The organism is Roseovarius sp. W115 (genome assembly GCF_032842945.2).
Lineage (GTDB): Bacteria > Pseudomonadota > Alphaproteobacteria > Rhodobacterales > Rhodobacteraceae > Roseovarius > Roseovarius rhodophyticola.
Window position 1 is genome coordinate 915,223 of record NZ_CP146606.1, and the last position, 25,087, is coordinate 940,309.

Genomic DNA, 25,087 nt, shown 5'->3' on the forward strand with positions numbered 1-25,087 from the left:
TCACACCGGGCGCGGCACTTCCCAATCCACATCCGAGATACCGGCCAGTCGAGCAAATCGCGACAGTTCCCGTTCAAGTTTGCCCAGCCGTGACGCTGTCCACTTGACGCGTGGTTCAGGCCAAAACCCGGTCACGCGCATCCAGCCCTGATCACGGTTCGCCTTCAGCTCCAAACGCCCTACGAAACGCGCGCCCTCGAGCAAGGGATAGACATAGTAGCCCCAGCGCCGCTTGTCCTTTGGCACAAACATCTCGTTGCGATAGTCAAAGCCAAAGAGCCGCTCCAACCGGTTGCGATCGCGGATGGCGGGGTCAAAAGGGTTGAGCAAGCGCAGATGAGAAGAGATCTTCCCGGCCTCTGCCAAACGGTTTTCGATGTCATCCGCGCCCCACATCGCACGCCAGCTTCCATCGGCGCCCTGCACCTCCAACGGGACAAGGTTGCGCCGTTCCGACCACTGCTTGGCCTCACGCGCGTTCATGGCCTCCCAAAAGCGCTGGACCTCTCCTGTCGTTGCCATACCAAGCCGATCCAAGGCCTGATCGCAAAGCCAGGTGCCAGACAGATCCTCTCCTGCACACTGACATAAATCGGGCGGGAAGACCCTCTCTCCAAGGTCATAGAATTTTACAAAGTTTTCGCGGTGACAGGTGGCCAGTTCTCCGGCATACCACATCTGATCCAGGGCCTTTTTGTGCGGCGGGCGCGCCCACATGTCCCGGCTTTCGGCTTTGGTATCAAACGCATGGGTCGAGAGCGGCCCCTCCTGAGCAATGCGGTCGCGAATGCGGCGAATTTCATTCTGTCCCAGCCCGGACTGATACCAGTCACTGTTGGCCACTTTGTCCCCGAGCCGCCGGAACTGACGCTGCCAGAAGGGCAACACCTCTATCGGGATCAGCGAAGCGTCATGGGTGAAATGCTCAAACAACTGCCGCTTGCGCAAAAGAGGCCATAGTTGTTTTTCCCGGTAATTGCGGTTGCGGGACCACAGGATATGGTGATGCGCGCGCGTTACATTCCGGATCGTGTCAATCTGCAGGAAACCCAGGCGACGGATGATGCGCATGACATCCACAGGCCCGCTGGGGTTGTCCGCCAGATCATTTGCATGGAGCCAAAGCTGCCGTGCCGTCCGATTGTCGATTTGTAGGGCGGCCGTCACGGCAGGCTCATGTAAATCAGCGTCTCACGCAGCGCGCGCCCCTCCAGTTCCATGACCGTTTCCATGAAAAGCCGCCCGATCTGACAGGCCTGTCTGTTCCCAGCGCGCTCCAGATTGCCAATGGCCGAGCGAAGGGCGCGCGCGTTTTCGGACTCTGCTATCTTCTCAGACAACCGTCCGTTGACCCGATTCTCAACTTCGACGCTCTTGGCGGGACTCAACAGAACTGGATCGCGGGTAGCGCCAAATCGTGCCGCCTTGGCCTGAACCCGGTAATACTCGCGCAACGACGCCACATTGAAACCGGCGGCGAGACGCGTGATCAATTCTGAGAACTTTTCCGGCGGCAAACGATCCCTAACCGCCCGTCCACAGGTACGCTCCGGCAAAGACTGAAGCATGATCTGTTCCACACGGTAGTAGTACCGAAGCTCCCGTGTGCTGAGATGCCCCAAACCGCGGCGGATCAAACCTATGACCAGACCACCAGAGTTACGATCAACGCTCTCTGGCGACTGGTAGGCCGCAATCAATCGATCTGCCAGATACCCCGCCAGAACCGGATCTCGATAGAGCAAACCCGCCTGTTCGACAGCAAGATCGAGCTTTTCGCCGGAATACCCTAGCGCCTCATATTCCTGGCGGATCACCGTGAAATTAGGAATCTCTCCCAACAGCCGAATGACATCGCTCCGATTGGCCGTCACTTCAGGTGTTTGGGCGTGTGCAGGTGAGACCACGCCCAACAAAAGCCACGCCAGAGTCAGAAGAGAAAGAGCACGCAAGAAAATCTCCCATTTGGTTGGTGGCCTACGTCGTGGATCTTACCGTAGCGGTTTCGCGGCGGATGGAAAGAGAGGGGAAGGCTCCTCATGTTTGCTTTGCTGACAAAATCAGGCACAAATACGTGAGCGGTCAGATGAAGCCACCAAGTTGGTGCCAAAAAAGATGAGCACAATAGTCATCCCAATCAAAGGATTGTGCCTTGCGTCAGAGTGGATTTAAGCAAATTTTACTGCTAAGCCGACAGGAACGTCTGACCGCGCCACGAGGGACTCCATGAGCGCTACTGCCCAAAAATCCGCCCCGATGCCGGACGATATCCGCGCGATGAAGGGCGGCACACCGATCGTATCGTTGACAGCTTACACAACGCCAATGGCCGAACTGATGGACGCGCATTGCGACTTTGTGCTTGTGGGCGACAGCGTGGGCATGGTGCTACACGGCTTGCCGAGCACTCTGGGTGTCACGTTGGAGATGATGATACTTCACGGGCAAGCCGTGGCGCGTGGCCTGAAAACCGCCATGATGGTGGTTGATATGCCGTTTGGTTCCTACGAGGAAAGCCCGGCTCAGGCGTTTCGCAATGCCGCGCGTCTCATGGCAGAAACCGGTGCTGGTGCAGTCAAGCTTGAGGGTGGCGTGGCGATGGCCGAGACGATCCGCTTTCTGGTGGATCGCGGTGTGCCGGTGATGGCGCATATTGGCTTGACCCCTCAATCCATCAATACATTGGGCGGCTACAAAGTGCAGGGCCGCGACGAGGGTGCCGAACAGGTCCTTGCCGATGCGCGCGCCGTGGCCGAGGCCGGGGCCTTCTCGGTCGTGCTGGAAAAGCTGCCAGCCTCTTTGTCGGATAAAGTGACCGCTGAGATCCCCATCCCCACCATCGGCATCGGCGCGTCCGCCGGATGCGACGGTCAAATCCTGGTCCATTATGACATGTTGGGCCTCTTTACCCGGTTCAAACCAAAATTCGTCAAACGCTATGCTCACCTGGGCGATGACGCGGAGAAAGCCATTGCCGCCTATGCCGATGAGGTTCGCGCGCGTGCCTTCCCGGCCGAAGAACACATCTTTGCCGATACCGCCCCGAACAAAGGCAAAGCCAAATGACAGCTCCGATTTTGCGCGACCTGCCGAGTCTTCGGGCGATGAGCCATGACTGGCATATGGCAGGTGAAAGCATCGGTGTTGTCCCGACCATGGGGGCCCTGCATGACGGTCACCTGTCGCTTGTGGCCGCGGCAAAGAAGGTCTGTGACCGGGTGATTGTCACGATCTTTGTGAACCCCAAGCAGTTTAACAACCCCGACGACCTCAAGAACTATCCGCGCACCGAGGAAGATGATGCGCGCAAGCTTGAGCGTTTCGAGGTTGATGCGCTTTGGGTGCCGGATGGTGATCAGATGTACCCTCAAGAGTTTGCCACGACTGTCTCGGTGGCGGGCCTCACAGACGTGATGGACGGGGCCTATCGCCCGGGCCATTTCGACGGTGTGGCCACGGTCGTGACGAAGCTTTTCACGCAAACCGCCGCGACAGACGCTTTCTTTGGCGAAAAAGATTTTCAACAGCTTCTCGTCGTGCGCCGCATGGCCGCTGACCTTGACCTGCCCATCACCGTGCATGGCTGTCCGACAATCCGCGACATCGACGGTCTGGCACTCAGTTCGCGTAACCTGCTTCTCAGCGACCGTGCCCGCACTCTGGCTCCGCGTCTTTTCGAAGAGCTCGAGGGCATTGCCGAAGGCCTTAAAGCCGGACACATCTTTGCCAGTTTACAAGACGGCGCCAAAGACAGGCTTTTGAAAACCGGCTTCACCGAGATTGACTATATTGATTTGCGCGCTCAGAGCGATTTGGCGCTGGTCACCGATACGTCACAGCCTGCGCGCCTCTTTGCTGCTGCCTATCTTGCAGGGGTGCGCCTCATCGACAATATCGCGGTCTGATCTGGCTTCTTTCTTGTCAAAAATACCCAATCCAGCGCCTGATCTTATGCGTCCAGCAAATCCTGGAGCGCCAACGCCATCACCTGCGCACTTTCCACCATATCTTCGATGCCCACATACTCATCGGGTTTATGCGCCAGATCAAGAATGCCGGGGCCATAGGCAATACAGTTTTTCAACCGGCCAATGCGGTCGATATGCTTCTGATCATAAGTGCCCGGGCTGACCACATAATCCGCCTCGCGGCCAAAAACATCGCGCACCGCCTCGGCCACGGCCCCCACAACGGGCGCATCACGCTCGGTCATTGTGGGTTCGACACTGTGAATGCCGTGAATGTCATAGTCAAATCCAGGCCGCGCCTCGCGCACACGTTCCAGCACATCGCGCACTTCCTGCTCGACCTCGCCGATGTCTTCCTCAATCAAAAACCGCCGGTCGATCACCATGCGACAGCGATCCGGCACGCAAGGGCTGGGTAAACCGGTATAGTCCTCGTCCTGTTCCGGCTCGCCACCATGGATCGAATTGATATTGAGCGTGGATTGCTTGGCCCCTTCAGGCACCACCGGCATATCGGTGCGTTTTTTCGCCAGCGCGGGAAAAAGACTCTCCTCCATCTCCGCCACCACGGCCCCCATATGCCGCACCGCACAATCGCCAAGAAACGGCATTGAGCCATGGGCAATCTCACCCTTAGTTTCAATCTCGGCCCACCAGACGCCCCGATGACCCAGGCAAATGCGGTCCTTGTTTAAGGGCTCAGGGATGATCACATGCTGCACACGCTCGGGGCTGAAATAGCCCTTCTCCGCCAGATAGGCGACGCCACCAAAGCCACCGGATTCCTCGTCCGCCGTGCCACTGATTTCAATTGCCCCTGCATAATCCGGGCAGATCTCCAAAAAGGCCTCGGCGGCAACAATGCTGGCGGCTAGGCCTCCCTTCATATCACAGGCGCCGCGGCCATAGATCTTGCCGTCCTTCACCTCTCCGCCAAAGGGATCTGCGGTCCAACCATGTCCCACTTCGACCACATCAATATGGCTGTTAAAATGTACGCATTGGCCAGGCGTTTTACCCTCACGCCGCGCCACGATGTTCCAGCGCGGATGCGCATCGCTGTCGCCAATGGCGCCTTCGGCACGGATGAGTTCGGTATGGAACCCGGCACGCAACAGGCGGTGATCGAGATAGTCGCAAATCTCGCGGTAATTAGCCCCGGGAGGGTTCAGTGTGGGAATGCGAATGAGGTCTTGTGTCAGCGCGATCAAGTCGTCACGCCGCGCCGCAACTTCTGCTTTCAATTTCTCGGCAATGCCCATACCCAACCTTTCCAAATTAGGTTAGCCTAGCACCGCTATGTCACTGAGTGAAAGCCGCGCTTACGACAAAAGCCGTTGAACGAGCGCAGGAAGTTCTGCGAAGTTATCAAAAGCAGCGTCATGGTGAAGTTGGTCCACCGGCGTCTTCCTGTAGCCTTCGGTATAAAGCGCGAACGGCACGCCAGCGTGCCGGGCCGTCTCAGAATCCACCTCGCTGTCTCCGACAAACACCACCTGCGTGGCCTTCATCCGCGCAATCGTCTCCAGAAGCGGTAGGGGATCTGGCTTGCGTTTGGGCGTCGTGTCACCCCCGATGATGACCTCAAACTTCTGGTCAATACCCAAATGCGACAGCACCGCCTGCGTCGGGCCCTCGGGTTTATTCGTGCAGATGGCCATGGGCAGCGCATCTTTTGTGAGTGTATCGAGACAGCTGGCAACGCCGGGATAGAGCTTGGTCAGGTGCACCGCGCTTTCGTAAAGGGCGAGAAAATCAGCCAGCAGTTGATCGCGCAGGGCGGTTTCCGCTTGGCGCCCCCGTGCTGCCAGACACCGCTCTATGAACACCAAAGCCCCATGCCCCACAAAGCTGCGCGCCTCTTCCAGCGTGAAAGGCGCAATACCCCTGTGCATCATCACCTTGTTGGCCGCCGCATGGATATCCGGCGCGCTGTCAATCAGCGTGCCATCAAGATCAAAAATGACGGCCTTGGTCATCCCACGCAGGCTTCTCGGATGGCCGCCATATTGGCGCCGTAGACCTCTGGCTTATCTACCGAGCCGCCCTTGAACACCGCCGATCCGGCAACCAGCACATCGGCCCCGGCCTCATGCACCAAGGGTGCGGTCTCTGGCGTCACGCCGCCGTCAATTTGAATATGGATAGGCCGGTCGCCAATCATCTCGCGCAGACGGCGGGTTTTCTCGACTCCTGAATGGATGAACTTCTGCCCACCGAAACCTGGGTTCACCGTCATGATCAGCACCATGTCCACCAGGTCGAGCACATGCGCGATGCTCTCTAACGGCGTACCCGGGTTGAGGCTGACGCCCGCCATTTTACCCGTGGCCTTGATCGCCTGCAGAGTACGATGAATATGCGGCCCCGCCTCGACATGGGCGGTGATCATATCTGCCCCTGCTTCGGCATAGGCCTCGATATAGGGATCGACAGGTGCGATCATCAGGTGCACATCCATGAAGGTGTTCACATGCGGTCGAAACGCCTTCACCGCGGGCGGCCCAAAGGTCAGGTTCGGCACGAAATGCCCGTCCATCACATCCACATGCACCCAATCCGCGCCCTGTTCCTCAATCGCGCGGATCTCTGCGCCGAAATTGGCGAAATCCGCAGACAGGATGGAAGGTGCGATTTTCAGCGACCGGTCAAATGGCATGTGGCAGGCTCCCCTTTGTCTGCCATGCTCATGCGGTCTTTGGCGGCGCAGGTCAACCACCCGGATTGATCATGCCCCCCATTCATGCCACGAATTGAACCCGGTCAACCCAAGAGGCACCCCCATCATGCATGGTTTGATGCAGCATCATCCGCTTCGGATTATCGACATCCTGACCTATGCCGCCGAAGCCTTTCCCGATGAAGGCATCGTGTCTGTGCGCGAGGAAGGCGATGTGCATCGCATCACCTATCCCGACGTTTTGAACCGCGTGTCGCAACTGGCACACGCTCTTCAAAGACTTGGTGTTGGCATAGGCGACCGCGTGGCGACGCTGGCCTGGAACGGGTTTCGCCATTTTGAGCTTTATTACGGCGTCTCAGGCATCGGCGCGGTCTGCCACACGATCAATCCGCGGCTGTCACAAGAACAGCTTTGCTTCATCATTGCACATGCTGAAGACAAGGTGATCTGCGTTGATCCAAGCCTTCTGCCGGTTCTTGAGGCTGCCAAGGCGAAGCTACCTCAAGACATTGTTTTCATCGTTCTAACGGACCCGGTGCACATGCCGGACACATCACTTGACGTGCTCAGCTACGAAGAGCTTCTCGCGGCGGAGCCTCCAACCTTTGACTGGCCTGTCTTCCCCGAAGAAACAGCCGCCGGGCTGTGCTATACTTCCGGGACCACTGGCAATCCCAAAGGGGCGCTATACTCACATCGCTCTACGGTGCTGCACGCGCTAATGGTGGTCGCGGGCCATCCGCAAAGCCTGGCCAACGGCAAGTCGGTTCTGCCGGTGGTCCCGCTCTTTCACGTCAATGCCTGGGGCATGCCCTATACCGCGCCACTTGTGGGCATGACGATGGTCATGCCCGGATCAAAGCTTGATGGAGCCAGCCTGTTCCGACTGATGGATGCCGAACAGGTTTTCTCCGCCTGGGGCGTGCCCACGGTCTGGGCCGGGCTTTTGCAGGAAATTCAGACCCAAGGCCGTCTGCCAAAGGGCTTTGTCGATCTTGTGGTCGGCGGCTCTGCCGCGCCACGGTCGATGATTGCCGCCTATGAAGAGATGGGCGTCAACGTCAACCAAGCCTGGGGTATGACCGAGATGAGCCCCATCGGCACGCGCGGCATTCTGCCCAGAGGCTTGCAAGATGCGCCGTTTGACGAACAGGTAGATGCCAAGGTGGGCGCAGGTCGTAGGCTCTTTGGTGTGGACTTCAAAATTGTCGACGAAGATGGCATGCCCCTGCCCCATGATGGGCAGACGGCTGGCGAGCTTTTCGTGCGTGGCAACACGATCATCTCGGGGTATTTCGAGAACGAGGATGCCACACAAGCGGCGATGGACAGCGATGGGTGGTTTGGCACGGGCGATGTCTCGACGCTTGATGCCAACGGGCGGCTTATCGTGCGTGACCGGGCCAAGGACCTGGTCAAATCGGGCGGAGAATGGATCAGCTCGATTGATCTTGAAAACGCCGCCGTGTCGCATCCCGGTATCGCCGCCTGTGCAGTGATTGCCATCCCCCACGCCAAATGGGACGAACGCCCGGTGCTGGTCGTGGTGCCCGAAGGCAAAGCGCAGGTTAGCCTTGAGGAGATCCACGCACATTTGACACCTGAATTTGCCCGCTGGCAGTTGCCCGACGACATCCTTTTTGTCGAGGCGCTGCCCCTGACTGCCACCGGCAAGGTCTCCAAGCTGACCTTGCGGGCACAGTTTGCCGACTACGTGCTGCCAGATGAGCGCGACGCATGAGCCTTGAGCTTGACACAGAGGCGGTCGCGGGTTGGGCCCACAGCCATGTTCCCGGGTTTCAAGGGACACTCTCGGCCACCAAGTTTTCAGGCGGACAATCCAATCCCACCTATCTGCTGAAAACACCCACGCGCACTTACGTGCTGCGCCGCAAACCACCCGGCGTTCTGTTGAAATCCGCCCATGCGGTCGACCGGGAGTTTCGCGTGCAAAAGGCCCTGGCTGGCACGGACGTTCCAGTGGCGCAGATGCTGGCCTATTGCGCTGATGACACCGTCATCGGGTCTGAGTTCTACATCATGGAACATGTTGAAGCCCGCGTGTTCGACCAGCCCAGCATGCCGGACCTCACCCCCGAGCAGCGCTCTGCCATCATGAACGACATGAACCGCGTACTTGCCGCCATCCATGCCGTGGATATCGACACTGTCGGTCTGAACGACTTTGGCCCGCCCGGCCACTACTGCCAGCGGCAAACTGATCGCTGGACAAAACAATATCGCGCCACACAAACCGAAGCGATTGCCGATATGGACACACTCATCGACTGGCTTCAGGCCAACATGCCCGCTGATGATAGTCAGCGATCTCTCGTTCATGGCGATTACCGGCTAGACAATCTGCTCATAGCACCCGACGCACCCAAAGTGGTCGCCGTGCTCGACTGGGAATTATCAACGCTGGGCCATCCCTATGCCGATCTGGCTGCCGTGATCATGCAATGGTCCATGCCCGCCAGCAAGGAGGGCCGTGGCTTGCAAGGCGTGGATCGGGCAGCATTTGGTTTGCCTTCGGACGCGAAGTTCATCGAGGCCTATTGCAAACGCCGCGGTCTGCCCGGCATCGATGATTTCAACTTCTATCTTGCTTTCTGCTTTTTCCGTATGGCCGCGATCCTGCAAGGTGTGAAAAAGCGCGCGTTGGATGGCAATGCATCAGACCCCCAACGGGGTCTTAAACTCGGAGCCTTCGTTCCGCATTTCGCCCGCGCCGGGCTGGAGGCCGCTCAAAAATGACCCGCAATCTTGATCCGCGATTGGCCGAAGCGCCCTCACCCTTGTCACGAACCCTCGGGTTTAAGCTGACCGACTGGACAGAGGGGTTTGCCCGTGTCGAGGCGCCCTTGGCTGATCATCTGATGAACCGCCAGGGCCTGCCGCATGGCGGGGTGTACGCGGCGATGCTCGACACCGCGATGGGATTTGCCGGGTGCTACACGGGCGATGCGAAGGTCAGGCAAAACGCTTTGACCCTGTCGATGACGGTCAACTACCTCAGCCGCGCCACGGGCAAACACCTGATTGCCGAGGCGCATGTGACGGGGGTGGAAAATCCACGTTTTTCGCACGCGGAGAGGTGCAAGATGACACGGGCACGCTGATTGTTGAGGGCACAGGCGTGTTCAAATTGCGCGCACGGTGCTGAACGCCACCTCTTGACCTTCCAGTGACTAGAACCTTTATTTACAGTGTGACCACTTGAGGATCACACAATGACCACGCTTCGCATCGAAATTGACGGGATGACCTGCGCAGGCTGCGCCGGGCGGGCGGAGCGTGCCTTGCGGGCCGTGCCCGGGCTTGAGGACACGCATGTCAATTTCGCCACGCGGTCTGCGCAGATCGACCCAAGCAAAGCCGCGCTCGGTGATATCACAAATGCGCTGAAATCAGCAGGCTACCCAGCGCGCCAGGCGCAGGTGACCTTGTCGATCCCGACTATGCATTGCGCTTCTTGCACCCGGCGGATCGAGGACCGCCTGATGCAAACGCGGGGCGTTGTGGCGGCCAATGTTAACCTCGCGACGCGCAGCGCGGACGTGACCTATCTTGAGGGAACAACCCAGCCGCAAAATCTGGCCCATGCCGTCACAGATGCAGGGTTCCCAGCCGAGCCCGTGGGTGAAGACACGAACGCAGACCTCTCGGACCGGCAAGCAGAAGAGATCACCCATACCCGTCGTATGATGATGATCGCTGCGGCGATGACTTTGCCAGTGTTTGTCATGGAAATGGGTGGACATCTTGTCCCTGTGTTTCATCACTGGCTACACGGCACGTTCGGCACCACACAAATTTGGACGATGCAGTTTGCCCTAACCACGCTCGTTCTCCTCTGGCCCGGACGCGGGTTTTTCACTATTGGCATTCCGGCTCTTTTGCGCGGCGCGCCTGAGATGAACAGCCTTGTGGCGCTCGGCACGTCCGCCGCTTGGGCGTTTTCCACCGTGGCGCTCTTTGCCCCCGCGCTTTTGCCCGAAGGCACGCGTGCTGTTTATTTTGAGGCCGCGGCCGTTATCGTCACACTTGTCCTTTTGGGCCGCTGGCTGGAGGCGCGGGCGCGCGGGCAAACCGGCGTCGCAATCAAGCGCCTTATAGGGCTGCAACCCAAGACAGCCCGGGTGGAACGCGATGGCACACCGCGTGACATTCCCATTTCTGAGGTCGTGCAGGGCGACATCCTGCATGTCCGCCCCGGTGAAAGCTTTGCCGTGGACGGCAAAGTCTTGTCTGGCGCGTCTTTTGTTGACAGAATCTATGATCTCAGGCGAGCCGGTGCCGGTTTCCAAAACCATAGGCGACACGGTGATTGGCGGCACAGTCAACGGCGACGGGCCTCTGACCTTCCGCGCCACGGGTGTTGGCGAAGACACCATGCTCGCGCGCATCATCGCGCTGGTCGAAGCCGCGCAGGGTGCCAAGCTGCCGATCCAGGCGCTGGCCGACCGCGTGGTGCGCATCTTTGTACCCATCGTCATGGCCATTGCAGCGTTGGCCGTTGCTGGCTGGCTGATCTTTGGCCCTGACCCTACCCTTGGTCTTGCTTTGGTCGCCGGGGTCTCGGTCCTGATCATCGCCTGCCCCTGCGCCATGGGGCTGGCCACGCCCACGTCGATCATGGTCGGCACAGGCCGCGCCGCTGACCTTGGTGTGCTCTTTCGCAAAGGCGATGCGCTGCAGCGATTGGCCGAGGCGCGCATCGTGGCCTTTGACAAAACCGGCACGCTCACCCAAGGCAAACCGAGCCTGACGCACATGACCCTTGCGCCTGGGTTTGACCGCCGCGAAACATTACGCCTCGTTGCCGCCGTCGAGGCGCAATCGGAACATCCTATTGCGCGTGCGATTGAAGCGGCAGCAGAAGAAGAAACCCTGCAAATTCCCACGGCAGAAAAAGCCACTGCCCTGCCCGGCTTTGGAATGCAGGCAGAGGCAGAAGGCCACACCGTGCTGGTGGGAGCCACGCGCCTGATGCAGCGCGAAGGGATTTCAACCGACGCTTTGGAGGGCGATCTGAGAACACTCGGCGCACGCGGGGAAACTCCCGTCTTTGCCGCCATTGATGGACAACTCGCCACCCTCATCGGTGTCTCTGACCCGCTCAAACCCAATGCCAAAGCTGCGATAGATGCACTGCATACCGCAGGTCTCACAACAGCATTGATCACCGGCGACAGTCGCGCCACCGGGGCGGCCATCGCGAAACAACTGGGCATCGACCATGTCGAGGCGGAGGTGTTGCCGGAAGACAAGCTCACCGCGCTGCAAGCCCTCAGGACACGCCACGGCACCGTGGCCTTTGTCGGCGACGGGATCAACGACGCGCCCGCACTGGCCGAAGCCGATATCGGTATCGCCATGGGCACCGGCACGGATGTGGCCATTGAGGCGGCAGATACCGTGCTGATGTCCGGCGACCCGTTGGGCGTGCTCAACGCGCTGCGGCTCTCACGCAAGACATTGGGCAACATACGGCAGAACCTCTTTTGGGCGTTTGCTTACAATGTCGCCCTGATCCCGGTGGCCGCAGGTGTGCTCTACCCGCTGACCGGTCAGCTTCTGTCGCCCATGCTGGCCGCAGGGGCAATGGCGCTCAGTTCAGTGTTCGTGGTCAGCAACGCGCTGCGCCTGCGGCATGTGCGCCCGGTTGAGATTGGAGACACGCCATGAACATCAAGGACGTCTCCGCACAAACCGGTCTGCCTGCCAAGACAATCCGCTATTACGAGGATATCGGCCTCGTCCGCCCGGACCGCAGCGCCAATGGCTACCGGGTGTTCAGCGACACCCAAATCCACAAACTTGCCTTTCTGGGCAGGTCACGGGCGTTGGGCTTCTCCATTGAAGACTGCCGCACCCTGCTGGCGCTCTATGAAGACAACAGCCGCGCCAGTGCGGATGTGAAGGCGGTGGCCGAGGAGCATCTCAGCCAAATTGGTGAGAAGATTGCGCAACTGGAGGCGATGCGGGACACATTGCGCACATTGGTTCAAAGCTGCGCGGGGGATGCGCGTCCGGACTGTCCAATTTTGAAGGATCTGGCGCGGGGATGAGGGTTAGGATGGTGGGATGAAATCCCACCCTACGGCATTGAAATGTTTCGCGCGCGAAACGCTTTAAGCCCTTGTTAGAGTTTGCGCCTTTGCGATGTGAGACGCAAGTCGCGCGGATGACCGCAGATGTAGGGTGGGATTTCACCCCACCTCCCTCTCACAACTCCCGCCCGGCCTTCCACTCGCCCCATTTCATCGTCGCGGTCGCTCCGAGATAGGTAAACGGCAAGGGCGGCAGGCGAGAGGGTTCCCCCTGCCCCATCACGTCCGTCACAGTCTCACTCTCGACGCCCGAGGCCATCTCCGCCATCGCCATCCCGTGCAGCGTGCCCCGCGCAAGGCCAAGCCCATTCTGGCAGCAGGCGGCATAAAGCCCCTTCTCCACTTCCCCCAAGGCGGGCGCGCCGTTCCAACTCAAGCAGAGACGCCCGCCCCAGCGGTGCTCCATCTCGACGCCCTCAAGCATGGGAAAGCGCGCGGCGAAGGACCGGTCATGCGTGCGGCCCATCGCGGCCACGCGGGCCTCTGACACCTTAAGGCTGGGATCATAGGTCACCCGGTTGCGCATGATGATCCGCGTGCCGCCTGTCCCATTGATCTTGCGCACCGTGCTGCCCATGGGGTCGGCTGGTGTAAGACCCCACTGTGCCGCCCCGCCCAATCGCTTGCTCTGCGCCTCCGTCAGAGCGCGGGTCATGGAGCCGTAGAGGAACACATGCAAAAGCCGCCCCTTGAAATGCCCAAAGCTGTTGGCATGGCCGTTGACGGCCAGAATGACCTTGGGCGCGGTGATCTGACCTTTTGGGGTTTTGGCGACCCAATCGCCTCGCCGCTCCAATGCGACGACCGGCGTGTTTTCAAAGATCTGAATGCGGTTGCTGGCCAATGCGCTGGCAACTCCACGCACAAAAAGCACAGGCTGCAGCATCGCTGTTCCCGGCGTGTAAAGCCCGCTTTGATAGTAATCCGACCCGGTCAAATCACGCATCGCTGCGGCATTAAGCACTTCATGCGCCTCACCCATCCGCGTCAGGTGCGCGGCATAGTCGAGATTGTGCTGATGTCCCTTGGCGCTGGCGGCGGCGTTGGTCTTGCCAGATTGGGTAAATGCCTCTGCGCTCAACCCATATTCCGCTGCCATCTCAGCAGCAAAACCGATGGCCCTTCTGTTCATCCGGGTCTGCGCGATATCTCTTTCCAACGCCCCGCCGTAATCCTCGGACGCCAGATCATGTGGCAGGTCGATCATAAAGCCGGAGTTGCGCCCGGCAGGACCCTCACCGATCCGCTTGGCATCCAGCAGCACAATCCGCGCATCGGGGTGCAACTGGCTGAGCCGCCGAACCGCCGACAACCCAGCAAAGCCGCCACCGATCACAAGCCAATCCGCCGTGGTTTCAGCCTCCAACATCTGCGCTGGTGCTGCGTCGGGCAAAATCGCGTTCCACCCCGTGACACCGGGGTCGCAGGGCATTTGGGTGATCTTCATGGCAGGCTGAGCTGAGCCATACGGCCCCCATCGATGGTCCAGACCTGACCGGTGACAAAACTCGCATCGTCGCTCGCCAGCCAGCAGATAAGCTGTGCCACCTCCTCGGGTGCGCCCGTGCGGCGGATGGGGTGAATGCCACCGATCTCGGCGCGAAACGCATTGGGGTCAGGCATGCTCTCAATGAAATCCTCATTGAGCGGCGTGTCGATCCAGCCCGGCGCAACCGCGTTGCATCGCACACCCTCCGGGCCATGATCCACCGCCACCGCGCGCGTGAGCCCGTGCAGCCCGGCCTTCGACGCGCCATAGGCGGGATGGCGGGGGTTGTTCCCCAGCCCCTCGATTGAGCCCACATTCACGATCGCGCCACCACTCACTTTCAGCAAAGTCATAGCATGGCGCATCAGCAAGAATGGCGCTGTGAGGTTGACCTGAATTTGCAGATGCCAATCCGCTTCAGGGCTTTCCTCCACCGTGCCTTCTCGCATCACCCCGGCATTGTTGATCAGAATATCCAGGCGACCTGCAAGGGATTTGACCTGCTCCATCACAGCTTGAGGTGCGGTTGGATCGGCAAAATCTGCCGTGATATCCTCATGATCAGAGGACCCGCGCTGTGCACAAAAGACCCGTGCGCCACCCTCTGCCAGAAGGGCCGCTGTCGCCGCGCCCATGCCGCTGGATGCCCCTGTAACGAGTGCGGTTTTTCCCTCAAAGCGGCTCATATCACAGGCTTCCCACCATTGACCTCAACCAACGCGCCACACATGTACCGCGCGGCATCGGAGGCGAGAAAGAGCATCACATCGACGATCTCCTGCGGGCTGGCGATATGGCCCACCGGGACGCTGGCATTGAGCTCGTCAATCGCCTTCTCCGGGTCCAACCCCGGATCGCGAAACCGGTGCGCAACATGGGTGTGTCGACTTCATTTGGACAGACCGCGTTCACACGAATGCCCTGATGCGCGTGGTCCCGGCCCAGGCATTGCGTGAGAGACGCCACCGCCGCTTTGCTCATGACATAAAGTGGGTGGTTGGCCCCGGGGCGCAGGCCCCAGCAGGACGACGTGTTCACAATTGCCCCACCCCCGCGCGCAGTCAGGATCGGCACAGCGGCGCGGCAAATGCGAAACGGCGCCTCGACATTGACACCCATGGTCAAGCTCCAGTCTGCATCGCTTGTCTCGGTTATGTCGCCACGTGTAATGACCCCGGCATTGTTGAAGACCATGTCGAGACCACCAAGGGCCGCCTCGGCCTGTCCCGGCAAGGCATCACAGAACGCCCCATCGAGCAGATCTCCATCGAGATGCGCATCGGCCTCTACCCCGCTACTGTCGCGATCACTTACCGCCACGCGCGCGCCTTCGGCGCGCAAGCTTGCGGCAAGGACCACGCCAATCCCGCCCGCACCTCCGGTGACAAGCGCTGATTTCCCTTCAAATCGCATGATCCACCTCATATCGAATGGGCAGGCTTAGTGCGCCCGTGTTGCCACTGTCGGGTAGCCACTCTGGCGTGCCGTCGTAGGACACTGTGCGAAACGTCCGGCGCAGCGCCGCGAGCGCACAGGCCGTGTCGGTGCGTGCCACGAAATGCCCGATGCAATGATGTGCACCGCCGCCAAAGCCAAAGTGCTTGCGACGCTTCGCCTTGATGTCAAAGGAAGGGTCTTCGCAAATTTCAGGGTCGCGCGCACTGGCGTGAACCAGAAGATGCAGCACCGTGCCTTTGGCGATATGAACGCCGTCGAGATCGACATCTTCCATTGCTTCGCGTGTGGCCCAAGTGGTGGTCGGACGGGCGCGGATGAATTCCTCAACGGCGGCAGGGATCAGGGACGCATCGTTCCGCAGCGCGCGCCATTGATCCGAATTCTCGATAAAAAGCGACAGCCCAAGTCCCAGCAAGGCGCGCGTCGTATCCACCCCTCCAAAGATTGAGATCACGATGGTATTGAGAAGTTCTTCGTAGCTGCAATCGCCGTTGCGATGAAATTCCGCCACCATGCGCGCCACGTAAGAGCTGCTATCGCGGCCCTTGCGCACCTTGCCGACAAGTTTGTCGGAAAGATCGAACAACGTCTCGCAGGCCTTGTTGAATCGCGCCTGATACTTGGGCGCCTCAATCCCCATGGCCAGACCGAGATCAGCGGCATTGTGGGCCACCAGCGGCCAGTCTTGGCGATCCATCCCCAGAAGCGTGGTGATCGCCTGCCCGGCGAAGGGCTCGCAAAAGGCGGTTTGGAATTCACAGTGATCCTTTTCGCGCAGAGTTTTGCATAGATCCTGGGCAATCTCATCAAAGGCGGGCTTGAGGCTGCGCACATAGTCTTCTCTTAGCGCCGGGATCGCCAGGGCGCGCAGTTTTTGGTGCTCTGCACCTTCTCGGCCGATAACCGATGCACGCCAGAAATCGGCAAAGCTGCCTTCGATGCCCACCGTGTCAGGCCAGTTGTGGCTGCCCTGTCGGAAGCGCCGGTCGCGCAGAATTTTGCCCACCTGCCGATAGCGCAGCACCGCGAGACCAAAGGGCGTCTCGGCGCACCAATGGGTATCGCGCGCCGCAATAACTTCCGGGCCGCGTGTGGACACTGCCCCGTCCGCTAGATCGAGATATGGCAGCCCACCCACGGCCTATCCCCCAAATGAGGCCGCTGGCACGCCGAACATATTAGGATCAGGTGTCACGCCAAGTCCCGGCCCCTCTGGCAGGTTGATGTGACCGCCTTCTATCCGTACGCCACCGTTTGGATCATAATGCCCGTCTATATAAGGCTGCGCCAGCCACACGCCTTCAAGCAGGTCAGGCCGCACCGTCGCCCCAAGATGTACGCAGGCTGCGTTGACGATATCCCCACCCCAGCTGTCCTCACAGGAATGCGCCATACGCCGCACCGCTGCGATATCGCGGAAGGTCGACGCCGGGCGCAGCCCGCCCAAACGCGAGATTTTCATCCCGAACCCGTCCACCAGGCCGTCCCCCACCAGACGCAGCAGCGTGTTGAGATCGACCATGCTCTCATCAATATGGATCGGGTGGTGCATCATGGGGCGGATGCGGGCGATTTCCTCAATGGTATTGCAGGGCTGTTCCAGCACGAAGGGGATATCCTGACACTCCCGCGACAGGCGCAGGGCATCACTGGCACTCATGCCACGATTTGGGTCCACAAGCACCCGCGCGCGGTGGCCAATGACTTCATGCACCTTACGCAGAGTGGCGATGTCTTCGGCCACATCACGCCCACCTGCTTTGATCTGAATGCGGGGGTACCCCTCATCGACCTTCTCAAGCGCCAAAGCAGCAATCCCTTCCGGCGTGCCAATCCCGGTGGCGTAGTAGGAGGGCAACCGGGTCTGATAGGCCCCGCCCAGAAGCGTGGCCACTGACACACCGAGCGAACGCCCCAACGCATCATGCACGGCGATATCCACAGCAGAGCGCGCATAGTTACCGCCCTCAATCATCCCATCAATCGCGGCCTGCACGGCATTGACGGACAGTTCCACTCCGATGAGCCCGGCACCAATGTCGTTGAGCAACGCGCGCACGCCACTGGCTTGCACCGGGGCATAGAGCGGACCGATGGGGCACACCTCTCCCCAGCCGTCGACACCTGCCTCTGTGACCAGCTGCACGAGCGTTGTTTCAAGCGACCAGACCGGCCCGTGTGACATGGTGTAGGGCCCGTTTTTGACCGGCAGATCGTGGTGATAGATATGGAACTCTTTGATACGCATCAGTAGTCCTGATTAAGGGCGTCTGCGGCGGGAATTTCCCGTTCCCGCCGGGCGATATAGTCTAGCAAGGCCTCATTCTTGGCTTCATCAAGCTTGGGCTCTTCGTAGTCGTTCAGCATCTGACGTGTGTAGTTGAGCGCGCGCTCATTGGCCTCAACCGCGCCCTCGGCTTGCCATTGCTCAATTGAGTTGTTGTCGAAGAGTTCCGGCATGAAGAACGCCCGCTGGAAATTCTCCAGCGTGTGCGGATGGCCCAGGTAGTGCCCACCTGGACCCACGTCTGTCACCGCAGCAATCGCCTCGTCAAAATCATCCCAGCGAATACCCTCCGCCATGCGGTAGGCCATCGCACATTGCTCGGCATCAATCACGAACTTGGCCATAGAACAATGCATCCCTGCCTCGTTCCAACCGGCCGAATGCCACATGTAATTCGTGCCCGCCATCTGTAGCGCCATGAGCGTCGTTGCACTCTCATACCCCGCCTGCGCGTCCAACGTCTTGGCCCCGCCCAGCGTGTTGGATGACCGCCAAGGCACGCCATAATGCCGCGCCATCTGGCCGATCATCAGGTTCATCAGGCTGATCTCTGGCGTGCCTGCCATTGGGGCACCGGATTTCATGCTGACGGTGCTCAGGTAATGCCCATAGATCGCCGGACATCCTTTGCGCACCACTTGCGTGTAGGCCAGCGCACTGAGCGCTTCAGCGTTCAGCTGCGCCACCGTGGGTGCAACGGACGCAGGCGTGTTGGCCCCGCCCAACACAAAAGGCGAGCACAGCACAGGCTGGTTGCGTTTGTTAAACGCTCGCATCGCACCCAGCATGGTCTCATCCCAGACCAGCGGCGAGTTCCCGTTGCAATTGCCCGTCACCACCGGATGTGTTTCGATATAGTCCTCACCAAACAGGATCGCGCACATCTCCATCACATCTTCCGCGTTCTTGGGGCTTGTCGTCATGCCCATGAACGTCTTGTCGGAATGCTTCATCGAGGAATAGGTGATCCGCAAGTGCCGCTGGCTGATAGGGTGATCATAGGGCTCAACGATATGATGCGCAGAGGAATGCATCGCGGGGAGCATATGGCTCAGCTTGTGGAAATTCGCGAGGTCGTCGAGCGTCGGATTGCGGCGCACATCGTCAAGATCACGCAGATAAGGCGCGCCGGTCATGGGCACAAAGATCGCATGATCCTTTCCAAACGGGAGCGTATTGTTTGGATTGCGCGCGTGGTAAGTGAACGTTTCGGGGATGGAAGCGATCAGCTCCCGCACCAGCCCGCGATCCAGATGCACCCGGTCGCCATCGCGCACATCCGCGCCTGCACTTTTCCAATCGGCGATCGCGATATCATCGCGGAAAACCACGCCGACACTTTCGAGGATATCCATGGAGGCGGCATCAATGCGCTCAATCTGTTCGGCATCCATTGGCTCTGTCAGAGGAATGCCCCGCTTGAGCGCGGGCAGCATTGTCACATCCCGAGCCTGTCGCGCCTGCTTGCGCGCGCCGCGACCGCGGCGGACGGTTCCTACGGCTTCAACGGTCATTTTTGCCTCCGAACATCCTGCCGAAAATTCTGCCCAGAAAATTCTGGCGCCGGGTTGGCTTGAGGATTCCTAACGAAACTTTTGCGTTCACTACTGCGCCAGGCTGTTTCTCTGCATTAGCATAAATTGCATACAAAGACCCCTCCACGGCTAGGGCCTCGACTTCTTCAAGCGAGAAATCCCCTGAATCCAGCAAATCCTGAATTGGTTTGGAAAGTTGTTCGTTGTCGACAAGGTCGATATCTAGCCCGTTAAACTCCAAGACTGTGGAGGCAATGGATACTCTTTCTTTGAAAAGAACGTAGGCCGCGATCTCATACCTCGCTGCTGCAAAAAGCTCGTTCATGTCAACTTGAGCTGTCGTCATCCCACCAAATCCCCATCCCTGGGATCACTCAGATCGACCCAAATCGTCTTCACTTCTGTAAACTGATCATGCGCATGGATGCCGTTGTCGCGCCCGCCAAAGCCGGATTGCTTGAAGCCGCCAAAGGGCGTCGCGATATCGCCTTCGCCGTAGCAATTCACCGTGACCGTACCCGCGCGTATGTTTTTCGCAGCACTTAAAGCACGGCGAATGTTGCCGGTGAAGACCGACGCCGCCAGCCCATACTCGGTATCATTGGCCAGCTCTATTGCCTCGGCTTCGCTGGCCACCTCGATGACACTCAGCACGGGTCCGAAGATCTCTTCCCTGGCGCGCGCGTCGGACTTGTTCACGTCATAAACCGTCGGCACCACAAAGTTACCCTTGGGCTTGGCCCCGCCAGCCACCGCCTTTCCCTTGAGATACCCCGCCACCTTCTTGCAATGCTCTGCGTCCACAAGCGCCCCAAAGTGGTTGGCCGGGTCCAACGGATCACCTGTTTTCCAATCCCGCATGCGGGCCACGATCCTCTCCATCAGCGGCTCTTTGACGGCCTTATGAACGATCAGACGCGAGGTGGCCGAGCAATTCTCTCCCATATTCCAGAAGGCTGCATTCACCACATGTTCGGCCACATGGTCGAGGTTTTCGGCATCCTCCAGCACCACAGCCGGGTTCTTGCCACCACATTCCAGCGTGACCTTTTTCATATTGCTATCAGCGGCATAACGCAGGAACCGTTTGCCGGTCTCGGTCGATCCGGTGAAACTCACCATATCCACATCCAAATGCAGACCGAGCGGCTCGCCCACGCTTGGCCCATTCCCCGGCAGTACCTGCAAGACCCCGCGCGGGATACCCGCCATATGTGCCACCTCTGCCAAACGCAGCGCCGTCAGGCTGGTCTGTTCGGCAGGTTTCACAATCACCGAATTGCCCGCCGCTAGGGCCGGGCCAATTTTCCAGGCCATCATCAAAAGCGGGAAATTCCATGGCAAGACACAGGCCACCACGCCAATCGGCTCGCGCACGATCATGCTCAGCGCATCATCGCCTGAGGGGCCAACCTGATCATAAATCTTGTCAATCAGCTCCCCATGCCACTTGATCGTGTGGATAGTTTCAGGGATGTCGATCATCTCGCAATCGCGAATGGGTTTGCCACTGTCGAGGCTCTCCATCACAGCTAGCTCATGCCGCCGCCGCGTGATCAGCTTGCACAGGCGAATGAGCACATCCTTGCGGTCACTGGGATGCGCTTTGGACCACTCACCCCGATCAAACGCCTCGCGCGCTTTCTGCACCGCAAAATCCACATCCTTCTGTCCGGCGGTGCTAACCTTCGTTAAGACCTTCCCCGTTGCAGGGTTCACTGTCTCCATCATCGGGCCCGCGCCCTTGCGGAATTTTCCATCCACAAACGGCGCGGCGGGAAAGTCCATCTCCGCGGCAATCGCGCCATATTCATCCCGTGTCAGCAATTCAGTCATCACCGCTCACCCTTCCATCGCTCGCGTTCCGGGCTTGACCCGGGACCTCTTGGCCAACGTAGAGATCCCGGCTCTTCGGCCGGGACGCGACAGCGCAATATGTCAAACAAAATTCGCTCATATCTTGCCCCCCTCAATGGCCGCAATCGCCGTGTTCATCGTGCGGATCACTTCCTCAAGCGCCCGCCGATCGTCTTTGTTCAAAGGTTGCAACGGCTTGCGCGGTGGACCCGCTTCAACCCCACGCATGGTTAGCCCATGTTTGATGCACTGAATGAATTTACCGCCTTGCTCCAGCACCCGCATCAGCGGCATCATCGCCGACATGATCGCGCGCCCTTTGGTGAAATCGCCTTCCAGCACACAAGCCCGGTAGAGCGCCACGTGCGCTTCAGGTGCAAAGTTTGACCCCGCGCAAACCCAGCCGCGCGCGCCCCAAGCAAAGAATTCCAGCGCCTGGTCATCCATACCGCAGAGCAGGCCCAAATGCGGATAGTCCCGGCCAATCAGATGCAAACGATTGATATCTCCAGAACTTTCCTTGATCCCGCAGAAATTCGGATTGCGCCCCAGCCGGTCCAGCGTCTCTTCATCCATGTTCACACCCATCCGGCCCGGATAATTGTAAAGCATGACCGGCAGGTTCGCCGCACGGTCAATCGCCAACGCATGCAGCGCAATTTCACGCCCTGTTGGCACCGCGTAGGGCGGTGTGGCCACCAAGAGTGCATCGGCGCCGATCTCAACGGCGGCCTTGGCGTAGTCAATGCTATCTTCTGTGCGCATCGCCCCGGTGCCCATCACCATCGGTACACGGCCCTTGATCAACGCTTTGATCCGGCGCGCCAAATCCACACGCTCCTCAAAGCTCTGCGCGTAATACTCCCCCGTCGTACCCGCCGCGATGATGCCATGCACACCACCCGCAATGAGTAATTCAACCGTTTCGGCCAGAGCAACCTCATTGAGCGAGAAATCCGGGTGATACGGCGTCACAATCGGGGTCCATATGCCCTCAAACTGCATGCGCGCCTCCTCTTTCGGTCAAAAAATCTATGGGAAGTGGATCAGGGGTGACAAACCGCTCCAGCCGGTCACGCGACAGGTTCCAGTGATCAATCGTCAGATCCACCGCGCGCTCTGCCTCACGCGCCGCAAAGGCCGCGATCATAGCATCATGCTGGTCGACGGCTTGCGCCACGCGCGCGGCTTCGTCGTCTGATGCGGGGCGGTAAAATGTCTGGCTGAGCCGCGTGTGATCAATCAACATGCGCTTCAGACTTGGCAGCAGATAGGGATTGCGCGCCATCTCGCCAATGCACAGATGAAACCGGTGGTTGAGCAACGCGGCCTTCCCGGCATCTCCGGATTCTGTTGCTGTACGAAAATCACCTTGCAGGGCGCGCAATCTGGCCAGATCCAAGTCCTGCCGGTTTTCCGCCGCAAGCCGCGCCACACTGGCATAGATCACCGGGGCCGTCTGAAAGAACATCCGCATGACAGCCAAATCCATCGACGCCACTTTCGCACCGCGGTTCTGGGTCAGTTCCACATACCCCTCACCGCCAAGCCGTTGAAAAATCTCGCGCATGGGTGTGCGTGACATGCCGTAACGCTCACAGAGCGATGCCTCATCAAGATCACTGCCGGGTGCGATATCCAGCGTCAGGATGCGCATCTTGATGTCTTCCAGACAGTGGGCTTTGCGATCTTTTGTCATGAACGACTCACGTTGAACATGTTATGTATACATATTGTATCCAATTTCACCAAACATAAAAAAAGAACCCGAAGGCCCTTCTTTCATTGTTCTCCAAATACTCACATCCCACGGCTCACCGTCGCCCGATCGGTGGGTCAGCGCGGCTTGCGTCCCAATCTGGCTCAAACCCAAGCACCTCAGTCGCGGGCGGCAAGGTCGGATTGAATAGAATATTATGCGCCATGGTGGCCTGATGCAGAAGGTTATGCGGCGCCAGCCGCCAGATTTTGCATTCCAGATCAAACCGTTGACCATAGGCCTCAAAGGTCAGGGTTGCATGCTTTGCCTCATGCAACGTCTTGGCCCCCGGAGATCCAGGTGGAAAGGTCGCGGTCAGGATGTCGGAAAATTCCTTGGCCTTCTGGTAGTAGGTCGCCGACAGAAACTGCAGCGCGTTTTGCCGCCGCTGGGCCGGGTCATTTGTCTTGGCCGCCATATGCTGTAACTCAGGCGTCACCGAATAGCCCGGCGCTTTGTTCATCACCGTGATCACCGCGCCGAGCGGCTCTGCCGCACCCTTTGGCGTGACTTCTGGCATGATCGCATCATCGGGGCGACCGTCATTGTTGCGCATGGACAATTGCCGCACATGGCACTGCCATTTCAGAAACGCCAACCGCAGCGGGTTGTCGGAAAAACTCTGGCCCAACTGGGCAGCAAGAGAGCTCATGCCACACTCCTTTTTGCGTCCACAGACACAAGCGTGAATTCCTGTTCATTGGCGAGACTTGGAATGCGGGCTTCTGTTTCCACGACCTGATCCAGATCGATCTGCGCCTGCACCACACCGGGGATTGTGCCGCCATCGGCAATCACTTCGCCCCAGGGATTGATGACCAGAGAATGGCCATAGCTTTCGCCACCACCGGGGACCGGACCAATCGCACAGGGAGAGATGACAAAACGCGTGTTTTCAATCGCCCGCGCACGGTTGAGCACATGCCAATGTGCTTCGCCCGTTTTCTTGGTAAAGGCCGCTGGGCAAATCAAAATCTCCGCGCCCGCCTGCGCAAGACTGCGCCACAGATCGGGAAACCGCAGATCATAGCAAATCGTATGACCGATGCGCGCAAAGGGCGTGTCATGGATGACGGCCTCGCAACCCGCTTCGACATGTGCGCTTTCGCGGTAGACTTCCGTCTCGCTCAGCTGAATGTCGAACATGTTGATCTTGTCATAGCGTCCGCGAATGTGCCCGGCATCGTCGAGCATGATCCCACGGTTGATGATCCGCCCATCCGGGCCATCCACGGCAATCGAGCCGAGATTGATCCAGACACGCCTGTCGCGTGCTAAAGCCTGCATGGCCTGAAGAAACGGATGAGACGCCTCAGGGGCAGAGGGCGGTGCCACAGCCGCCCCTTCGGTTTTCAACCCGCCGCAATATTCCGGCAGGAAGAGCATATCCGCGCCCGCTTTGACTGCAGCTTCGGCCAACGGCATCGCCTCGTCCAGCGCCGACTGAAAGTCGGGCATTGGCCTTGTTTGAAGGCAAGCGATATCAAGCGGGCGCGGCATGTTTTTAGAACTTCATATACGCCTTGCGCAGGTTGACCAAAGGATGCCGGTCCGACATCTGGAACTTGATCAAAAGCTCGCGCGCGATCATGTCCCGATCCTGCTGGTTGTCCGGCAGCTCAATGGTATCCGGCACGCGCACCCAGCCGTTGTTGTTGCGGTCAAACACCGCAGGTGCGCCTTCCTCATAGCCCATGTGAACATCTTCGAGCCAGTTGAGGTCGTCCCAGCCCATGACCTCCATATACTTGGTCAAAAAGGGCGTGATCCGGTTGTAATCCGGCACAAGGTTCACGTCGTAACGATAGCCAATGTGCTGACCGATTTCTTTTTCGCGCTCGGACTCAAGCCCATCTGCGTCTTTCAGGAACTGGTCGACATCCTTGATCTCGGAGCCGCGATATTGTGTTCCAGCCATTTTGTTTTCCTCCGTTA

The 25,087-nt window shown here is 59.1% G+C and carries 25 protein-coding genes and 1 pseudogene; 7 read left to right on the forward strand and 19 right to left on the reverse strand.

The features are described 5' to 3' along the window. Positions 1 to 1,167 (reverse strand): winged helix-turn-helix domain-containing protein, encoded by a 1,167-nt coding sequence (locus RZS32_RS04690; protein WP_317055870.1) that lies wholly within the window; start codon positions 1,165 to 1,167, stop codon positions 1 to 3. Beyond that, complete coding sequence (locus RZS32_RS04695) at positions 1,164 to 1,952, reverse strand: hypothetical protein (protein WP_339106820.1); 789 nt, start codon at positions 1,950 to 1,952, stop codon at positions 1,164 to 1,166. The genes RZS32_RS04690 and RZS32_RS04695 overlap by 4 nt, the downstream gene beginning before the upstream one ends. A 274-nt stretch (positions 1,953 to 2,226) precedes the next feature. On the opposite strand from RZS32_RS04695, the gene panB reads away from it, so the two are divergent. Both panB and panC read left to right on the forward strand, forming a co-directional pair. Then, positions 2,227 to 3,066 (forward strand): 3-methyl-2-oxobutanoate hydroxymethyltransferase, encoded by an 840-nt coding sequence (gene panB, locus RZS32_RS04700; protein WP_317055873.1) that lies wholly within the window; start codon positions 2,227 to 2,229, stop codon positions 3,064 to 3,066. Further along, entirely contained in the window at positions 3,063 to 3,905 is an 843-nt protein-coding gene (gene panC / locus RZS32_RS04705; RefSeq protein ID WP_317055874.1) for a pantoate--beta-alanine ligase, read from the forward strand. The genes panB and panC overlap by 4 nt, the downstream gene beginning before the upstream one ends. Before the next feature lie 44 nt (positions 3,906 to 3,949). Here the strand turns inward: panC and RZS32_RS04710 are convergent, their stop codons facing one another. The 3 genes from RZS32_RS04710 to rpe are packed head-to-tail and all read right to left on the reverse strand — an operon-like array spanning position 3,950 to position 6,627. After that, complete coding sequence (locus RZS32_RS04710; protein ID WP_317055875.1) at positions 3,950 to 5,230, reverse strand: acetylornithine deacetylase/succinyl-diaminopimelate desuccinylase family protein; 1,281 nt, start codon at positions 5,228 to 5,230, stop codon at positions 3,950 to 3,952. Between the two features lie 60 nt (positions 5,231 to 5,290). After that, positions 5,291 to 5,947 (reverse strand): phosphoglycolate phosphatase, encoded by a 657-nt coding sequence (gph, locus tag RZS32_RS04715; protein ID WP_317055876.1) that lies wholly within the window; start codon positions 5,945 to 5,947, stop codon positions 5,291 to 5,293. Then, positions 5,944 to 6,627, reverse strand: a complete 684-nt coding sequence (gene rpe / locus RZS32_RS04720; RefSeq protein WP_317055877.1) for a ribulose-phosphate 3-epimerase — start codon at positions 6,625 to 6,627, stop codon at positions 5,944 to 5,946. Before rpe ends, gph begins: the two co-directional genes overlap by 4 nt. A gap of 127 nt (positions 6,628 to 6,754) precedes the next feature. Here rpe and RZS32_RS04725 point away from each other — a divergent pair, with 127 nt between their 5' ends. From RZS32_RS04725 to cueR, 5 genes and pseudogenes are all read left to right on the forward strand, one after another. Continuing rightward, positions 6,755 to 8,392 (forward strand): long-chain fatty acid--CoA ligase, encoded by a 1,638-nt coding sequence (locus RZS32_RS04725; RefSeq protein WP_317055878.1) that lies wholly within the window; start codon positions 6,755 to 6,757, stop codon positions 8,390 to 8,392. Continuing rightward, positions 8,389 to 9,408 (forward strand): phosphotransferase family protein, encoded by a 1,020-nt coding sequence (locus RZS32_RS04730; protein WP_317055879.1) that lies wholly within the window; start codon positions 8,389 to 8,391, stop codon positions 9,406 to 9,408. Before RZS32_RS04725 ends, RZS32_RS04730 begins: the two co-directional genes overlap by 4 nt. After that, on the forward strand, positions 9,405 to 9,773 hold the full coding sequence (locus RZS32_RS04735; RefSeq protein ID WP_317055880.1) for a PaaI family thioesterase: 369 nt from the start codon (positions 9,405 to 9,407) through the stop codon (positions 9,771 to 9,773). The genes RZS32_RS04730 and RZS32_RS04735 overlap by 4 nt, the downstream gene beginning before the upstream one ends. Positions 9,774 to 9,884: 111 nt before the next feature. Further along, positions 9,885 to 12,342: pseudogene (locus tag RZS32_RS04740) on the forward strand (heavy metal translocating P-type ATPase). Further along, complete coding sequence (gene cueR, locus RZS32_RS04745; RefSeq protein WP_317055882.1) at positions 12,339 to 12,725, forward strand: Cu(I)-responsive transcriptional regulator; 387 nt, start codon at positions 12,339 to 12,341, stop codon at positions 12,723 to 12,725. The pseudogene RZS32_RS04740 and the gene cueR overlap by 4 nt, the downstream one beginning before the upstream one ends. Before the next feature lie 157 nt (positions 12,726 to 12,882). Here cueR and RZS32_RS04750 read toward each other — a convergent pair whose 3' ends face one another. The 14 genes from RZS32_RS04750 to RZS32_RS04815 form a co-directional block, all read right to left on the reverse strand. Next, positions 12,883 to 14,214, reverse strand: coding sequence for an NAD(P)/FAD-dependent oxidoreductase (locus tag RZS32_RS04750; RefSeq protein WP_317055883.1), 1,332 nt, complete (start codon positions 14,212 to 14,214; stop codon positions 12,883 to 12,885). Beyond that, positions 14,211 to 14,942 carry an SDR family NAD(P)-dependent oxidoreductase gene (locus tag RZS32_RS04755; RefSeq protein WP_317055884.1) on the reverse strand — a complete coding sequence of 244 codons (732 nt, stop codon included), beginning with the start codon at positions 14,940 to 14,942 and terminating at the stop codon, positions 14,211 to 14,213. Before RZS32_RS04755 ends, RZS32_RS04750 begins: the two co-directional genes overlap by 4 nt. Further along, the gene (locus tag RZS32_RS04760) at positions 14,939 to 15,058 is read right to left on the reverse strand and encodes an SDR family oxidoreductase (RefSeq protein WP_339106821.1); all 120 of its coding nucleotides are present in this window, start codon (positions 15,056 to 15,058) and stop codon (positions 14,939 to 14,941) included. Before RZS32_RS04760 ends, RZS32_RS04755 begins: the two co-directional genes overlap by 4 nt. Further along, positions 15,019 to 15,669, reverse strand: a complete 651-nt coding sequence (locus RZS32_RS04765) for an SDR family NAD(P)-dependent oxidoreductase (protein ID WP_339106822.1) — start codon at positions 15,667 to 15,669, stop codon at positions 15,019 to 15,021. The genes RZS32_RS04760 and RZS32_RS04765 overlap by 40 nt, the downstream gene beginning before the upstream one ends. Continuing rightward, positions 15,659 to 16,852 (reverse strand): cytochrome P450, encoded by a 1,194-nt coding sequence (locus RZS32_RS04770; RefSeq protein ID WP_317055886.1) that lies wholly within the window; start codon positions 16,850 to 16,852, stop codon positions 15,659 to 15,661. Before RZS32_RS04770 ends, RZS32_RS04765 begins: the two co-directional genes overlap by 11 nt. Positions 16,853 to 16,855: 3 nt before the next feature. Beyond that, a complete protein-coding gene (locus RZS32_RS04775) occupies positions 16,856 to 17,962 on the reverse strand; it encodes a mandelate racemase/muconate lactonizing enzyme family protein (RefSeq protein WP_317055887.1) in 1,107 nt (368 codons plus the stop codon). Further along, entirely contained in the window at positions 17,962 to 19,515 is a 1,554-nt protein-coding gene (locus RZS32_RS04780) for a trimethylamine methyltransferase family protein (protein ID WP_317055888.1), read from the reverse strand. Before RZS32_RS04780 ends, RZS32_RS04775 begins: the two co-directional genes overlap by 1 nt. Then, positions 19,505 to 19,882, reverse strand: coding sequence for a hypothetical protein (locus tag RZS32_RS04785; RefSeq protein WP_317055889.1), 378 nt, complete (start codon positions 19,880 to 19,882; stop codon positions 19,505 to 19,507). Before RZS32_RS04785 ends, RZS32_RS04780 begins: the two co-directional genes overlap by 11 nt. Then, positions 19,879 to 21,372, reverse strand: a complete 1,494-nt coding sequence (locus tag RZS32_RS04790) for an aldehyde dehydrogenase (protein WP_317055890.1) — start codon at positions 21,370 to 21,372, stop codon at positions 19,879 to 19,881. The genes RZS32_RS04785 and RZS32_RS04790 overlap by 4 nt, the downstream gene beginning before the upstream one ends. A gap of 117 nt (positions 21,373 to 21,489) precedes the next feature. Beyond that, positions 21,490 to 22,398, reverse strand: coding sequence for a dihydrodipicolinate synthase family protein (locus RZS32_RS04795; RefSeq protein ID WP_317055891.1), 909 nt, complete (start codon positions 22,396 to 22,398; stop codon positions 21,490 to 21,492). Next, positions 22,388 to 23,092, reverse strand: coding sequence for a GntR family transcriptional regulator (locus RZS32_RS04800; protein WP_317055892.1), 705 nt, complete (start codon positions 23,090 to 23,092; stop codon positions 22,388 to 22,390). Before RZS32_RS04800 ends, RZS32_RS04795 begins: the two co-directional genes overlap by 11 nt. 115 nt (positions 23,093 to 23,207) lie before the next feature. Beyond that, a complete protein-coding gene (locus tag RZS32_RS04805) occupies positions 23,208 to 23,804 on the reverse strand; it encodes a hypothetical protein (RefSeq protein WP_317055893.1) in 597 nt (198 codons plus the stop codon). After that, positions 23,801 to 24,652, reverse strand: coding sequence for a carbon-nitrogen hydrolase family protein (locus tag RZS32_RS04810; protein WP_317055894.1), 852 nt, complete (start codon positions 24,650 to 24,652; stop codon positions 23,801 to 23,803). The genes RZS32_RS04805 and RZS32_RS04810 overlap by 4 nt, the downstream gene beginning before the upstream one ends. A 4-nt stretch (positions 24,653 to 24,656) precedes the next feature. Next, a complete protein-coding gene (locus RZS32_RS04815; RefSeq protein ID WP_317055895.1) occupies positions 24,657 to 25,070 on the reverse strand; it encodes a hypothetical protein in 414 nt (137 codons plus the stop codon). Between the last annotated feature and the right edge of the window lie 17 nt (positions 25,071 to 25,087).

What these genes read in the sequence shown, in the direction of transcription:
- panB (WP_317055873.1), top strand. Translation starts at nt 2,227, where the DNA reads ATGAGCGCTACTGCCCAAAAATCCGCCCCGATGCCGGACGATATCCGC.
- panC (WP_317055874.1), top strand. Translation starts at nt 3,063, where the DNA reads ATGACAGCTCCGATTTTGCGCGACCTGCCGAGTCTTCGGGCGATGAGC.
- RZS32_RS04710 (WP_317055875.1), bottom strand. Translation starts at nt 5,230, where the DNA reads ATGGGCATTGCCGAGAAATTGAAAGCAGAAGTTGCGGCGCGGCGTGAC.
- gph (WP_317055876.1), bottom strand. Translation starts at nt 5,947, where the DNA reads ATGACCAAGGCCGTCATTTTTGATCTTGATGGCACGCTGATTGACAGC.
- rpe (WP_317055877.1), bottom strand. Translation starts at nt 6,627, where the DNA reads ATGCCATTTGACCGGTCGCTGAAAATCGCACCTTCCATCCTGTCTGCG.
- RZS32_RS04725 (WP_317055878.1), top strand. Translation starts at nt 6,755, where the DNA reads ATGCATGGTTTGATGCAGCATCATCCGCTTCGGATTATCGACATCCTG.
- RZS32_RS04730 (WP_317055879.1), top strand. Translation starts at nt 8,389, where the DNA reads ATGAGCCTTGAGCTTGACACAGAGGCGGTCGCGGGTTGGGCCCACAGC.
- RZS32_RS04735 (WP_317055880.1), top strand. Translation starts at nt 9,405, where the DNA reads ATGACCCGCAATCTTGATCCGCGATTGGCCGAAGCGCCCTCACCCTTG.
- cueR (WP_317055882.1), top strand. Translation starts at nt 12,339, where the DNA reads ATGAACATCAAGGACGTCTCCGCACAAACCGGTCTGCCTGCCAAGACA.
- RZS32_RS04750 (WP_317055883.1), bottom strand. Translation starts at nt 14,214, where the DNA reads ATGAAGATCACCCAAATGCCCTGCGACCCCGGTGTCACGGGGTGGAAC.
- RZS32_RS04755 (WP_317055884.1), bottom strand. Translation starts at nt 14,942, where the DNA reads ATGAGCCGCTTTGAGGGAAAAACCGCACTCGTTACAGGGGCATCCAGC.
- RZS32_RS04765 (WP_339106822.1), bottom strand. Translation starts at nt 15,669, where the DNA reads ATGCGATTTGAAGGGAAATCAGCGCTTGTCACCGGAGGTGCGGGCGGG.
- RZS32_RS04775 (WP_317055887.1), bottom strand. Translation starts at nt 17,962, where the DNA reads ATGCGTATCAAAGAGTTCCATATCTATCACCACGATCTGCCGGTCAAA.
- RZS32_RS04780 (WP_317055888.1), bottom strand. Translation starts at nt 19,515, where the DNA reads ATGACCGTTGAAGCCGTAGGAACCGTCCGCCGCGGTCGCGGCGCGCGC.
- RZS32_RS04785 (WP_317055889.1), bottom strand. Translation starts at nt 19,882, where the DNA reads ATGACGACAGCTCAAGTTGACATGAACGAGCTTTTTGCAGCAGCGAGG.
- RZS32_RS04790 (WP_317055890.1), bottom strand. Translation starts at nt 21,372, where the DNA reads ATGACTGAATTGCTGACACGGGATGAATATGGCGCGATTGCCGCGGAG.
- RZS32_RS04795 (WP_317055891.1), bottom strand. Translation starts at nt 22,398, where the DNA reads ATGCAGTTTGAGGGCATATGGACCCCGATTGTGACGCCGTATCACCCG.
- RZS32_RS04800 (WP_317055892.1), bottom strand. Translation starts at nt 23,092, where the DNA reads ATGACAAAAGATCGCAAAGCCCACTGTCTGGAAGACATCAAGATGCGC.
- RZS32_RS04805 (WP_317055893.1), bottom strand. Translation starts at nt 23,804, where the DNA reads ATGAGCTCTCTTGCTGCCCAGTTGGGCCAGAGTTTTTCCGACAACCCG.
- RZS32_RS04810 (WP_317055894.1), bottom strand. Translation starts at nt 24,652, where the DNA reads ATGCCGCGCCCGCTTGATATCGCTTGCCTTCAAACAAGGCCAATGCCC.
- RZS32_RS04815 (WP_317055895.1), bottom strand. Translation starts at nt 25,070, where the DNA reads ATGGCTGGAACACAATATCGCGGCTCCGAGATCAAGGATGTCGACCAG.